This is a genomic window from Rhodanobacter sp. FW101-FHT13A11, assembly GCF_058790335.1.
On record NZ_JBYTCN010000015.1, the window covers coordinates 1 to 12,080 of the forward strand.

The window sequence follows — 12,080 nt, forward strand, 5'->3', positions numbered from 1 at the left end:
CCCCTCCCCCCCCCCCCCCCCCCCCCCCCCCCCCCCCCCCCCCCCCCCCCCCCCCCGGGCTCCTACCGAGCGATGCGCGGCGCGGCGGTTAGCAAGGGATGGGTTCAGCCCTTCACGCTGCCCAGCAGCAGCCCCTGCAGGTAGTAGCGTTGCAGCGACAGGAACAGCAGCAGCACCGGCAGTACGGTGACCACCGAGCCGGCCATCATCAGTTCGCTGTCCTGCGCGTGCTCGCGCGCCAGCGAGGCCAGCCCGATCGGCAGCGTGTAGTGCTCCTGCCCGGTCAGCACGATCAGCGGCCACATGAAGTCGTTCCACGCGGCGAGGAAGCTGAAGATCGCCAGCGTCGCGATGATCGGCTTCAGCAGCGGCAGCACGATCCGCGCGAAGATGCGCCATTCGCCGGCGCCGTCGATGCGCGCCGCCTCCAGCAGCTCGTCGGGGATGCTGCGCGCGTACTGGCGCACCAGGAAGATGCTGAACACGGTGGCCATCGCCGGCATCACCACGCCGGCGTAGCTGTTGACCAGACCCGCGTACTTCAGCAGCAGGAACAGCGGCAGCATCGCCACCTGGGCGGGGATCACCAGCGCGCCCAGCAGCGCGCGGAACAGCCGCTCGCGGCCGGCGAAGCGCAGCTTGGCGAAGGCGTAGCCGGCCATCAGGTTGAAGACCAGCGAGAGCGCGGTGATCGCGCCGGACACCAGCAGGCTGTTGAGCAGGTAGCGGCCCATGCCGGCGCGCAGGAACAGCTCGCGGTAGTTCGCCCAGCCGGGATGCGCCGGCAGCAGCGGCGGCGGCAGCGCGCCGGCCTCGCCCGGCGCCATGAACGACACCGACAGCATCCACAGCAGCGGGAACAGCGCCACCGCCGCCAGGCCGATCAGCAGGCCGTTGACCAGCGCCTTCGCCAGCCGCGGGCTCATGCCGGCCCTCCATCGGGATGTTCCCCGCGCCGCGCCAGCCTCAGCATCAGCGCGGTCACCGCGAACATGATCACGAACAGCAGGAACGCCACCGCCGAGGCGGTGCCGAGGTTCCACCACTTGAAGCCCTCGTCGTACATCAGGTACAGCACGCTCACCGTGCTCTGCAGCGGGCCGCCCTCGGTCATCACGTAGGGTTCGGCGAACAGCTGGAAGTAGCCCGACACGGTGAGGATGCCCACCATCAGCAGGGTCGGCCCGAGCATCGGCAGGGTGATGTGGCGGAACTGCCGCCAGTTCGATGCGCCGTCGATGCGCGCGGCCTCGTACAGCTCCGGCGGGATCGCCTGCAGCCCGGCCAGGAAGATGATCATGTTGTAGCCGAAGTTCTTCCACACCGCGAACAGGATGATGGTGGGCATAGCCCAGTGCGGATCGCCCAGCCAGTCGACCGGGTGGATGCCGGCGAGGCCCAGCACGTAGTTCGCCATGCCGTACCGGGTGTTGAACAGGTAGCGCCAGATCACCGCCACCGCCACCACCGTGGTCACCACCGGCGCGAACAGCGCGGTGCGGAACAGCGGCTTGCAGCGCGCCAGCGGCGAGTTCAGCAGCAGCGCCGCGCCGAGCGAAGCACCCATCGACAGCGGCACGCCCGCCGCCACGAAATACACCGTGTGGCCCAGCGCCGACCAGAACAGCGGCCGTTGCAGCAGCTCCCAGTAGTTGCCCAGCGCCACGAAGCGCAGGTTGTGCAGGTCGGCCAGCGCGTAGAGGTCGTAGTCGGTGAGGCTGAGGATGAGCGCGCCCAGCACCGGCAGCAGGAAGAACACGCCCAGCACCAGCAGCGCCGGAGCGAGAAACAGCCAGGCGGCGCGCGGCGGGTTCATGGCGGGTGCTCCCGGGGCTGCTCGGGCGCGGCATGGTCGAGCACCCAGCGGCGTTTGGCCAGGATCGCGTCGGCGCGGCGGTCGATCTCGGCGGCGGCCTGGTCGATCGTCAGCCGGCCGGCGATCGCCTCGGCGGCGACCAGCTGCATCTCGTTGGCGATGCGCTCCCATTCCGGCACCGCTGGCGTCGGCCTGACGTGTTCGAGCTGTTCGCGGAACGCGCGCAACTTCGGGTCGTCGCGCAGCGCGCCGCCCTGCCACGAGCTGCGCCGCGGCGGCAGGTCGCCGAGCAGGGCGTAGAAGCGCTGCTGCACCGCCGGCTGCGACAGGTACTCGATCAGCTGCCAGGCGGCGTCCTGCTGCTTCGAGGCGCGGAAGATCACCAGGCTGGAACCGCCGGCGGCGCCGACGCCGGCGATGCGCGGTCCGGGCAGCGGCGCGGTGGCCCAGTCGTCCTGCTGCGCGGCCGGCAGGCGCGAACGGAACTCGCCGATGTTCCACGGGCCGGACAGGTAGAACGCGTACGTGCCGCGGCCGAATTCCGTCCACGGGTTGCCGGCTTCGACGTTGCTGATCGGCGGCGCCTGGTGCAGCCGGAACGTGTCGACGTAGAACGCCAGCGCACGCTTGAAGCCGGCACTCTCGAAGTTGCCGTAGCGGTCGCCGTCGCGCAGCAGCGGGTCGGGTTGCTGCAGCGCCAGCGACATCAGCTGTTCGTACTCGTTGGTCGGCAGCAGGATGCCGTAGCGGTGCCGCGGCGGGTCGCTCAGCGCGGCGAGCTGGCGCCGCCACTCTTCCCAGTTGCGCGGCGGGGCGTGGAAGCCGGCCAGCTTGAGCAGGTCGCGGCGGTAGAACAGCAGCCGGGTGTCGACGTACCACGGCACGCCGTACAGCGTGCCGTCGATCACGTTGGTGGCCCAGATGCTGGCGAAGTAGTCGTCCGGCTGCACCACTGCGGAGCGGTCCACGCGCGCCTGCAGCGGTTCCAGCGCGTGCAGCGCCGCCAGCTCGGGCAGCCAGGTGTTGCCGAGCTGGCTGAGGTCTGGGGTGGAGCCGCCGGCGATCGCGGTGAGCAGCTTCTGGTGCGCCGCGGTCAGCGGCAGCTGCTGCACCCGCACCCGGATGTCCGGGTGCGCCTGCTCGAATGCCGGCAGCAGCTGGACGATCGCCTCGCCCTCGCGGCCGATCGTCCACAACACCAGCTCGTGCCCGCCGGCCGCCGGCCGCGCGCAGCCGCCGAGCAGCGCGCCGGCCAGGGCGAGTGCGGCCAGCCGCAGGCCGCGGCGCATCGCGGATGCGCGCGGCGATCGCTGCGGGCGGCCGCCTCGCCTCATCGGGCCAGCGCCGGCGCGTCCAGCCAGCCGCCGGTGAAGCCGGCGCGCTCGAGTCCCTTGCGGATGTACGGGTTCTTCTTCATCACGTTCCACACGAAGCCGTTGCGCCAGTTTTCGGTCATCAGCACGATCGGGCCCTGGTCGATGCCCAGCTGCAGGCTGTCGACCCAGCCCAGCCCGGGCACCAGTCTGCCGGTGCGCAGCGTGGTGGGAGTGTGGAAGCTGGGGTTGAAGGCGTCGACGAAGCCGTGGTCGTCGTAGATGTATTTGCCGTAGCGCTGCTTCATGGTCGCAAGCGCGGGGATCACGATCTCCGGTGCGAACGCGATCGAACCGGCCGCGGCGGTCGGCGCGATGGTGCCGTCGTCCGAGATGTAGTCGAGTCCGGCACCGCGGGCGGTATAGCCGTGGAACGTGCGCTCGCCGTCGACACCCTTCACGACCAGGCCGCCGGGGCCGTTGCTGGCGGTGAGGCCCCACACGTTGGCGCCGTAGCCGGTCCAGTGGCCGGGGTTGGCGATCGCGTAGCTGCGCTGCGCGTAGGTCGCGCGGCGGCTGTTCTCGAAATAGTCGAGGTCGTGCTCGCGGCTCCAGGCGTCGCGGATGCCGCGGAAGTCGATCCAGCTCTGGCTGTACTGGTGGCCGAACATCGGCGCGAAATTGAGGAAGGTCTGGCCCTGGAAGGTGCCCCAGGTGAGGTGGTTGGTGGACAGCCAGGCCGTCCATGCCTCCGGCCCGACCGGGTGGGTCGGCGAGCCGAGCGCGAGGATGTAGACCAGCATGCCTTCGTTGTAGCCCTTCCAGTCGGACGGGATGAACCGGCCGCCAGGGGTCCAGCCCATGCTGATCAGCGGCTTGCGCGGCTGCATCCAGGGCCAGTCGACGCGGCGGTAGATCGTGTCGGCGAGCTGGCGGATCTCGCCTTCCTGCGGCGTGTCGCGGTCGTAGTACGACTGCGCGAACAGCACGCCGCCGAGCAGCAGGGTGGTGTCCACGCTGGACAGCTCGGTCCAGCGCGCGAAGCGCCTGCCGCTGTGCATGTCGAGGAAGTGGTAGAAGAAGCCGTGGTAGCCGCTGGCGTCGTCCTCGCTGGCGTCCTGCGGCGCGTCGGCGAAGAAGCGCAGCAGGGTCAGGGTGCGCGCCACCGCCTGGTCGCGCGTGATGTAGCCGCGCTCGACGCCGATGCCGTAGGCGGTCAGGCCGAAGCCCACCGCGGCGATCGAGGAGAACGACTGGCCCGGCCAGGAGTCGGGTATCAGCCCGGTCTTCGGATCCGCACTCTGCCAGAACCAGTCGAAGCTGCGCCGCTGGAGGTCGTCGACCAGCGCCTGCTGCCGCGCCGGCAGGTCGGCGTAGCCCGGGCTCGGTGGCCGCGCCGCGGCGGGCGGCTGCCAGCCGGCACCGAACGCCAGCAGGGCGGCGAAGGCGACGGTGCGCAGGATCCGGAAGGACTTGGACATGCTGAAGCGCTCTCTCTTGCGGGGAGGGGGCCAATGCGGCCGTGGCGCGATAGCCGCCACGGCCGGGGGAGTTCGTCAGGCGGTCATCGCCGGCGCCGTGCAGCAGCGGTTGATGAAGGCCTGGTGTGCCGGCATCACCTCCACGCAGCTGGCGACCACGTGGCCGACGCTGGCCATGAACCCGGCCAGCTCCGCGTCGGGCATCTGGTCGACCAGCGGGTGGTAGCTCCGCGGCGCGATGCGCTGGCCCAGCATCACCTGCACCCAGCTCGGGGTCGCGAACATCTCCTCGCCATCGCGGAAGAAGCGCCCGCTGTCTCGGAACAAGCGGATGTTGTCCGCCAGCTGCGGCGGGATCGACATCGTGCGGCACTGGTTCCAGAACGGCGTGTCGTCGCGCTCGGTGGCGTGGTAGTGCAGGATCAGGAAATCGCGGATGTGCTCGTACTCGAAGCGCGACTGCGCGTTGTAGCGGTCGATCAGCACCGGGCTGAAATCGCGTTGCGGGAACAGGTTGAGCAGCCGCGCGATGCCGGACTGGATCATGTAGATGCTGGTCGACTCCAGCGGCTCCATGAAGCCGCCGGCCAGGCCCAGCGCGACCACGTTGCGGTTCCAGGCCTGCCGGCGCACGCCGGTGGTGAAGCGCAGCAGCCGCGGCTCGCCCATCGGCTCGCCGTCGAGGTGGCCGAGCAGGGTGGCGGCCGCCTCGTCGTCGCTGACGTGGGCGCTCGAATACACGTAGCCGTTGCCGGTGCGGTGCTGCAGCGGGATGCGCCACTGCCAGCCCGCCGGCCGCGCCGACGCGCGGGTGTACGGCGTCGGCGGGCCGACCTTCTCGCAGGCCACCGCCAGCGCGCGGTCGCACGGCAGCCAGTGGCTGAAATCGAGGTAGCCGGTGTGCAGCGCCTGCTCGATCAGCAGGCCGCGGAAGCCGGAGCAGTCGATGAACAGCTCGCCCTCGATGCGCTCGCCGCTTTCCAGCACGATCGCCTCGACGAAGCCGTCGTCTCCCCGCAGCACGGTCTGCGCCACCTTGCCCTCGGTGCGCCGCACGCCGCGCTGTTCGGCGTAGCCGCGCAGGAAGCGCGCGTAGCGGCCGGCGTCGAAATGGTAGGCGTAGGCGACGTTGGCCAGCGGCGATCCCGGCGGCGCGTCGCTGGCCGACGGCATGAAGCGGCCGCGCGGCGCGGCCACCGTGTTCAGCGAGTACGCGCCGATCTCGTCGGCCTTGCCAGCCTGGCGCGCCTTGATCCAGTACTGGTGGAACGGCAGCAGGCCGACGTCGTGGCCGATCGAGCCGAAGCCGTGCACGTAGCTGTCGCCGAGCCGGCCCCAGTCGTTGAACTGCACGCCGAGCTTGAACGTGCCCTGGGTGTTGCGCACGAACTCGACGTCGTCGATGCCGAGCAGGTTGTTGAACAGCTTGAGGTGCGGCACGGTGCCCTCGCCCACGCCGACCGTGCCGATCTCCTCCGACTCCACCAGGCGGATCGAGCAGCCGGCATCGAGCACCTTGGCGAAGGCGGCGGCGGCCATCCAGCCGGCGGTGCCGCCGCCGACGATGACGATGTTCCTGATGCGCGGATCGGTCATGGGGAACCTGTGACAGGGTCGGGTGAAAAAGCAAAGCCCGCGAGGGGAGCGGGCTTTGCGGTGCTGCCTCTATCGTCGCCTCGATGCCACCGGGGATGGCGTCAGAACTTCATGCCGATCGTGAGTTTCAGCGTGCGCGGCACGAAGGTGATGTTGCCGGTCGGGTTGTACATTGCGGGGTTCGGGTTCGCCACGCCGTTGGAACCCCAGTTGACCAGGACGTCCGTGTAGTTCCTGAAGTTGAAGACATTGAGCACGTCGAAGCGGCCGTAGAGCTTGAGGCCGTGGCCGAGGTCGAAATCCTTGGTCGCCTGGAAGTCGATGTCGCGATAGCCGAACACCTTCCCGCCGACCAGGAACTTGCCGTTGCCTCCCGGCGTGGCCGCCATCGGGGTACAGCCGCTGCCGTTCGGATAGGTCACGCCGTAGCAGGCGATGCCGTTGAACGGGAGCGGCGTGGCCAGGGTCAGCTTGGCCGACAGCGTGATGCCCCACGGCACGTCGATCGTGCCGGTGGCGACGAAGCGGTGCCGGGCGGCGGCGTTGGAATCGATGAACGGGTACTGCTGGATCGTCGCCTCGTCGAACGAGTAATGCTCGTTGACGTCCCGGTTCTGCTTCGCCCGCGTATAGGTGTAGGCGAACGTGGTGCCCCAGCCGGATTCCTTCGTGTACGGCTTGTCGGCCGACAGCAGCAGCTGGGTGGTGCGCGTGGCGATGCCGTTGTTGCCGATGATCAGCCCGCCGAAGCCCGGTACGCCGTTGCCCCACGGCTGGCTGCCGTTCTTGAAGAACGCGCCGTCCGGATAGCGGTTGCCCAGGGTGAACGCGAAACCGTCGTGGCTGAGGATGCGCGAGATCGCCGCGCTGGTGTTCCAGTCGCCGATCTTGTTGCGCATGCCGAGGCTGAATTGGTCGGAATACGGCGCCTTCAGGTGGTTGTTGATCGCATCCACCTCCTGGCCGGTGTTGCTGGAGGCGACCAGCGCCTGCAGCGCGGCGAGGTTGTTCTGGTACTTCGGATCCCAGGCGAAGCAGGGCGAGCTGTTGTTGTGGCACAGTCCGGTGACGGGGTCCTGGAAATACACGGTGAGCTGCGGCAGCGAGGACTTGGTCTGCTCCAGCTGCAGGTAGTCGTACAGGTCGCGGTCGTAGGCGCGGCCGGCACCGCCGAAGATCACGTGCTGCTCGTCGGCATCGAGGTCGTAGGAGAAGCCCAGCCGCGGCTGGATCTCGCCCTTGTACGCCTTGCGGTTGTGGCCGTTGCTGATGTAGTCGTTGAGGTTCACGCCGCCCAGGGCCAGGGCCTGGGCATAGGTCTGCCCCGCTGGTGCGCTCGGGTCGGGGTTCGGGCTGTTGAAGGCGGCGATCACGTTGGCCGGCGTGACGTAGTTGAGGTAGGACGGGTTCTTCTCGTAGTCCCAGCGCACGCCGAGGTTCAGCGTGAGCTTGTCGTTGACCGCCCAGTCGTCCTGGATATAGGTGCCGAACTGCTTGTCGCTGGACCGGGCCACCGGGTTCAGGCCGGGCACCGGGTTGGGGAAGAACACCTTGTACGGCGTCGCCGCGGTGCCGGTCGGATCGACGTTGTAGGTGAACTGCGGGTTGCTGTTGCCGGCGTCCTGCGCGTTCAGGTCCACCTTCTTGTACTTCACGCCCATCTTGATGACGTGGTCGCCGTGCCAGGTGAGGTCGTTGAACGTCAGGTCGTCCTGGATCGCCGGGCCCTTCTGGCCCTTCTTCTGCGTTGCCAGCGCATTCGCCGAACCGGTGATCAGGATCGTGGCGTCCTGCTGCGGCGCCCAGGTGTAGGCCGCGCCGTCGGCGAAGTGCAGCGGGGTCGGGTTGTTGTAGGCGTTCTCGTGGGTGAACAGGAGTTCGTTGAAGTACGAGTTGCCGCTGTGCTGCCAGCGCGCCGCGATGCGCGTGTCGCGGTTGATCACGTCGATGCCGGCGGAGGCGGCGGTCTGGTTGCCGATGTTGTCGTACTGGCCTTCCTTGCGCAGCTGCGCGCTCAGCTCGAAGCGGTCGCGGTCGGTCGGCTCCCAGTCGATCTTGCCGAAGTAGAGGTCTTCGTTGAACGGCAGGTCGGCCGGGCCCAGCTGCGCGGAAGCGCCGGCCGGCAGGAACGCGGCGGTGCCGGTGACGCCCGGCGTCACCGTGATCGGCGTATCGAACTTCTTCGCCTCGTAGGTGAAGAAGAAATGCATCTGATCCTTGATGATCGGGCCGCCGATCGCGAAGCCGTACTCCTTCTCGTGCGACTTGGTCTTCTTGCCCGCGTCGTTCTCCGAAGGCGTGCGCGCACGCATCGAATCGTTGGTGTAGGTGCCGAAGACCTCGCCGTGGAACTCGTTGGTGCCGGACTTGGTGTCGGCGGTGACCGCGGCGCTGGAGATCTGGTCGTACTCGGCCTTGTAGTTCGAGGTGATCACCTTGTACTCGCCGATCGCCAGCTGCGGGAACGGGTTGCCCTGGCTGGAGAACTGGCCGCTGACGCCGCCTTCCTTGACGTAGCTCTTCTGGCCGACGCCGTCGATGTAGACGTTGACCGAGCTGTTGTTCTGCGCGCCGCCGCGCAGCGAGGTGTGGCCCGAGGAGTCGACGTTGAACACCATGCCCGGCACGGTGTCGGCGAACTCCAGGAAGTTGCGCGAGACCTGCGGGATCGTGTTGATCTGGTGCAGCGAGATCGTCGAACCCAGTTCGGAGGTCTTCACTTCCGTCAGCGTGGCCGCGCTGACCGTGACGCCGGAGAGCGTGGTCGCGTTCGCCGTCGACGCGGCCGGTGCCGCGGCGGTCAGGTCCAGCGTGGCGGTCGAAGCGACCGTCAGGGTGACCGTGCGTGCGGTGCCCGGACCGGCGTCGACCTGGTAGGTGCCGGGCGGCAGGCCGACCAGCGTGTAGCCGCCGTCCGCCCCGGCGGTGGTGCGCCGGGTGGAGCCGGTGGCGACGTTGCGCGCGGTGATCGTGGCGCTGGCCGCGGCCTTGCCGCGCAGGTTGGCGTCGGAGGACTGTGCCCACGACAGCATCGGCGCGCCGGCCACCGCGATCACCGTGGCGTTGATCAGGCTTGCGAGCAGCTTCTTTCTGAGTTGCATTGGTGTGTTCATGCTTTCCCTCCCGTACCGGATGACCGATTCCCCGAAGTTGAAACAGCGTTTTTTGGAGCGTGCTCGTGCGGCGCGGCTTGCCGGTCGCCGCCGCAGGTGGCGCGGGCGACGATCTCGCAGGCGAGCGTGTGGCTGGATGGCGTGGCGTGCTTGGGGTCTTCCAGCAGCGCGGCCAGCTGTTCGAGCGCGCTGCGGCCGAGGTCGGCGATGCGCACGCGCACCGTGCTGAGCGGCGGGGTGACGTAGCGCGCGATCGGAATGTCGTCGAAGCCGGCCAGCGCGATGTCGCCCGGCACGTCCACGCCGGCCTCCTTGAACGCATACAGGCAGCCCACCGCCATCATGTCGTTGGCCGCGAACACGGCCTGCGGCCGCGGCTTGCGTGCCAGCAGCTGGTGCCCGGCGCGGTAGCCGGCCTCCTCGTTGAAATCACCCGCCACCACGTCCAGCGGTGCATGCGGCGCGTACTTCGCCATTGCGGCGCGGTAGCCGAGTTCGCGCTGCTGCGCATCGAAGTTGTCGGCCGGGCCGGCGATGAAGGTCACGCCGGAATGGCCGGCCTGCAGCAGGTGCCGCACCATCGCGTAAGCGCCGCCGTAGTTGTCGACGTTGAGCACCGCGTACGATTTGCTTTTCACCGCGCTGTTGAGCAGCACGGCCGGCACGCTGGCCGGGAGGTTGCTGCGTAGGAAGGCGGCGTCGACATGGTTGGACAGGATCAGCATGCCGTCGACCCGACCCTGCATCGCGCGCAAGGCGGTGGCGGCATCCGCGGCCCCGTCGTGCGAACTGGAGACCAGCAGGTGCAGGCCGCGCGCCCGGGCGGCCTGGTCGATGCCGCGGATCAGCTCCGAGAAGAATTCGCCGTGCAGATCCGGCAGCAGCGCGCCGATGGTATGCGTGCGCCGGGTGATCAGGCTGCGGGCCGCCGCGTGTGGCACGTAACTGAGGCGGGTGGCCACGTCGCGGATGCGCTGGGCGGTTTCGGCCGTGACGCCGCCGCCACTGTTCAACGCGCGCGACACCGAGGCCACGGAAACACCGGCCTCACGCGCCACGTCTTTGATCGTCACTGTCGCCATGTGAGTTGCCCCGAGCACCGAACTCCACTGCGGCGACAACGTAATCGTTTTCATAAAGCGTTGTAAAGCGTCCGCTAACAAGGCTTCTGCTGCGCCGCAAAAGGTTTATGCAAACGTTTTCATGGACGAGCCGGGCAAGTGGCTGGCCGAGCGGAAAACGTACGGTCCGATCGGGTGGATCGCGTTATGGCAATGCAGCAAGCCGTGGATGAGGCGGGTGCCGGATCGGAACGGATGAACGGTATTTGTGGACGACGTCGCAATCCGGGTCGTTTTTGCCTGTTGTTAAAAATTTCTCCCTGTCGTTAAATCAGGGTTAATCTATGTACGCTCAGTCGACTGTATCCTCAAGTTGTCGCTGTAGCGAAGAAATATTCATCAAGTGGCTGATTTGCATACCATGACCCTGCTGTCGACCCTGCTGCTGCTGTCCGCCGTGCTGATCATCAGCGCGGTCAGGCGCGTGCCGGCCGGGCAGGTCTACAGCCTGTACCGCCACGGCAAGCTGGTACGCGTGCTGCAGTCGGGTACGCATCTGGTGTTGCCGCTGCTTGATCGGGTCGCACACAAGATCGACCTGGCCGGGCAGACCCTGCGTTTCGAGGAGCTGCTGGCCGATGCGCACGACGTGCGCGGCACGGTGTACTGGCAGGTGCTGGAGCCGGAGCGTGCCGACGCGGTGTTCGAGCAGGTCGACCAGCTGATCCGCCGCGGCGCGCAGGAAGCCCTGCGCAGCGAGCCGGCGGCCGTTCGCACCGACCGTCGCGACCTGGGCGCGCGGGTGAAGCAGTCATTGAACAGCGCGCTGCGCGAGCGCGGCATGATGGTGACCCGGGTCGACCTCGAGGTCGCCTGAGCACGACACGCGCCAGGGCGCCCGAGAGCGCCCGCGCCACAGGGGATTTGCAAGTCTTCGGCCCGCCATCCGGCGGGTTTTCTTTGGCCGGGGCTGGCAAGCCCGGCAGGTGCCGCGGATACTTTGCGCCCCATTCCCCGAGTGAGCCCATGACCACCCGCGCCGCCTTGCAGACCCGACTCGAACAAGGCATCACCGCGCTGGGCCTGGCACTGCCGGCCGACGCGGTGCCGCGGCTGCTCGACTACCAGGCCCTGCTGGAGCGCTGGAACGCGGCCTACAACCTCACCGCGGTGCGCGATCCGGCGGAGATGGTCACGCGCCACCTGCTCGACTCGCTGGCGATCCTGCCGTATGTGCGGGGCCAGACCCTGGCCGACCTCGGCACCGGCCCCGGCCTGCCCGGCATCGTGCTGGCGATCGCCGCGCCAGGGCGGGAGATTTTGCTGGTCGATTCCAACGGCAAGAAGGTGCGCTTCCTGCGCGAGGCGATCCGCGCGCTGAAGCTGGATGGCGTGCGCGCGCTGCAGTCGCGGGTGGAAGAGGTCGAAGGCCGGTTCGACTGCATCACCGCGCGCGCGTTCGCCAGCCTCGCCGACATGCTGGACTGGGGCGGCCACCTGCTGGCACCGGACGGGATCTGGCTGGCGATGAAGGGCAAGCGGCCGGACGACGAGCTGCCGGGCATCCCGGCCGGGTTCGAACTGCGCGGCACGCATGAACTGGCGGTGCCGGGGTTGCCGGCCGAGCGCCATCTGCTGGTGCTCGGGCGCTCGATTTTGTAGGAGCGCACCCTGTGCGCGATGCTCTGATGTCGACACGA

The 12,080-nt window shown here is 68.5% G+C and carries 9 protein-coding genes; 2 read left to right on the forward strand and 7 right to left on the reverse strand.

Going from position 1 to position 12,080, the window contains the following annotated elements; translation table 11 throughout:
- Window positions 1-104: 104 nt before the first annotated feature.
- The 7 genes from AC3WRN_RS14725 to AC3WRN_RS14755 all read right to left on the reverse strand — a co-directional run bounded on the left by AC3WRN_RS14725 (window position 105) and on the right by AC3WRN_RS14755 (window position 10,401).
- Window positions 105-926: a carbohydrate ABC transporter permease gene (locus AC3WRN_RS14725; protein WP_492623534.1), complete on the reverse strand. Its 822-nt coding sequence runs from the start codon at window positions 924-926 to the stop codon at window positions 105-107.
- On the reverse strand, window positions 923-1,816 hold the full coding sequence (locus AC3WRN_RS14730; protein WP_492623535.1) for a carbohydrate ABC transporter permease: 894 nt from the start codon (window positions 1,814-1,816) through the stop codon (window positions 923-925). Before AC3WRN_RS14730 ends, AC3WRN_RS14725 begins: the two co-directional genes overlap by 4 nt.
- The gene (locus AC3WRN_RS14735; protein WP_492623536.1) at window positions 1,813-3,150 is read right to left on the reverse strand and encodes a sugar ABC transporter substrate-binding protein; all 1,338 of its coding nucleotides are present in this window, start codon (window positions 3,148-3,150) and stop codon (window positions 1,813-1,815) included. The genes AC3WRN_RS14730 and AC3WRN_RS14735 overlap by 4 nt, the downstream gene beginning before the upstream one ends.
- A complete protein-coding gene (locus AC3WRN_RS14740; RefSeq protein WP_492623537.1) occupies window positions 3,147-4,610 on the reverse strand; it encodes a glucoamylase family protein in 1,464 nt (487 codons plus the stop codon). Before AC3WRN_RS14740 ends, AC3WRN_RS14735 begins: the two co-directional genes overlap by 4 nt.
- A gap of 75 nt (window positions 4,611-4,685) precedes the next feature.
- Complete coding sequence (locus AC3WRN_RS14745; protein ID WP_492623538.1) at window positions 4,686-6,206, reverse strand: tryptophan halogenase family protein; 1,521 nt, start codon at window positions 6,204-6,206, stop codon at window positions 4,686-4,688.
- A 101-nt stretch (window positions 6,207-6,307) separates the two neighbouring features.
- Window positions 6,308-9,319, reverse strand: a complete 3,012-nt coding sequence (locus tag AC3WRN_RS14750; protein ID WP_492623539.1) for a TonB-dependent receptor — start codon at window positions 9,317-9,319, stop codon at window positions 6,308-6,310.
- The gene (locus tag AC3WRN_RS14755; RefSeq protein WP_492623540.1) at window positions 9,316-10,401 is read right to left on the reverse strand and encodes a LacI family DNA-binding transcriptional regulator; all 1,086 of its coding nucleotides are present in this window, start codon (window positions 10,399-10,401) and stop codon (window positions 9,316-9,318) included. Before AC3WRN_RS14755 ends, AC3WRN_RS14750 begins: the two co-directional genes overlap by 4 nt.
- A 400-nt stretch (window positions 10,402-10,801) precedes the next feature.
- Between AC3WRN_RS14755 and AC3WRN_RS14760 the strand changes: the two genes are divergently transcribed.
- Both AC3WRN_RS14760 and rsmG read left to right on the forward strand, forming a co-directional pair.
- Window positions 10,802-11,257 (forward strand): SPFH domain-containing protein, encoded by a 456-nt coding sequence (locus AC3WRN_RS14760; protein WP_068093565.1) that lies wholly within the window; start codon window positions 10,802-10,804, stop codon window positions 11,255-11,257.
- A 149-nt stretch (window positions 11,258-11,406) separates the two neighbouring features.
- Window positions 11,407-12,042, forward strand: coding sequence for a 16S rRNA (guanine(527)-N(7))-methyltransferase RsmG (gene rsmG, locus AC3WRN_RS14765; protein WP_492623541.1), 636 nt, complete (start codon window positions 11,407-11,409; stop codon window positions 12,040-12,042).
- Window positions 12,043-12,080: the final 38 nt, after the last annotated feature.